The sequence below is a fragment of the Micromonospora maritima genome (assembly GCF_902825405.1).
GTDB classification, from domain to species: Bacteria; Actinomycetota; Actinomycetes; order Mycobacteriales; family Micromonosporaceae; genus Micromonospora; species Micromonospora maritima.
Genome location: NZ_CADEAU010000879.1, coordinates 1 through 1,201 on the forward strand (window position 1 = coordinate 1; position 1,201 = coordinate 1,201).

The following is a 1,201-nucleotide window of genomic DNA, read 5'->3' on the forward strand; positions in this document are numbered from 1 at the left end:
CCTGGTCGGCGCGGTCGTGGCGCCGGCCGGGCCGGCCCCGGCGGCCCCCGCCGCGGCGCCGGTGTCGGCCGCGGTTCCCAAGAAGAAGTGCACGGTCACCGACGAGCGACTCCGGGAGCTGTCCGGCCTGGTGGCCACCGCCAACGGCTACGTCGTCGTCAACGACGGCACCGAGGACGACAGCCGCAAGCGCGTCTTCTACCTCGACACCAAGTGCAAGATCGACAAGGATCCGGTCCGCTACTCCGGTGACGGTCCGTTCGACACCGAGGACCTGGCGCTCGGGCCGGACCGCAAGACGCTCTGGATCGCCGACACCGGCGACAACGTCGAGAAGAAGACCCGACGGGAGCGCGTCGCGGTCTGGACGATGTCGATCAGCGGGTCCAAGCAACCGGTGCTGCACCGGCTCAGCTACCCGGGCAAGGAGCCACACGACGCCGAGGCGCTGCTCGTCGGCGACGACAATCTGCCGCTGGTGATCACCAAGGAGCTTTCCGGCAAGTCGGAGATCTTCACGCCCACCGCGAAGCTGAAGTCGGGCGGCGACACCGAGCCGATCCCGATGAAGAAGGTCGGCGAGGTCACGCTGCCGAAGACCAACACCGAGAACAAGCTCGGCTCGCCGGGCCGGGCGCTGGTCACCGGCGCGGCCCGGTCGCCCGACGGCACCCGGGTGGTCATCCGCACGTACGCCGACGCATTCGAGTTCGACGTGGCCGGCGGCGACATCGTCAAGGCGATCACCTCCGGCAAGCCCCGGGTGACCCCGCTGGCCGACCCGTTCGGCGAGGCCATCTCCTACACCCCCGACGGGAAGTCGTTCGTCACCGTCTCCGACGGCGGGTCGCTGGACCCGACCGACCCGATCGACGTCCTCGGCTACACGCCGGCCACCACGGGCGTGGAGGCGCTGCCCAACGGCGGCAAGGTCGAGACCCGGGCGGCCGCCCAGAAGTCCTGGCTCGAAGGGCTCTCGCTCGACGAGATCACGTACCTGATCGCCGCGGTCGGCGTGCTCGGCGCGCTGCTGGTCGGTGCCGGCGTCTTCGGCATCCTCCGGGCCCGGCGCAAGCCGGCGCCCGCCGAGCCGGCCGACGAGCCCGAGCGCAGCGGTGAGTTCCCGGTGAACAACGGCTTCCCGTCCGCCGGCCGGCCCGACGCGCCGCCGCGCGGCGGCGTCTACGGCGGGGGCCAGGGC

Annotated in this window: 1 protein-coding gene; it reads left to right on the top strand. The window is 71.9% G+C overall.

What is annotated here, in order from left to right; translation table 11 throughout:
* Position 1 precedes the first annotated feature (1 nt).
* Positions 2-1,201, top strand: a 1,200-nt coding sequence (locus HUW36_RS33215) for a hypothetical protein (RefSeq protein ID WP_246248450.1), incomplete at its 3' end; no start/stop codon positions are given.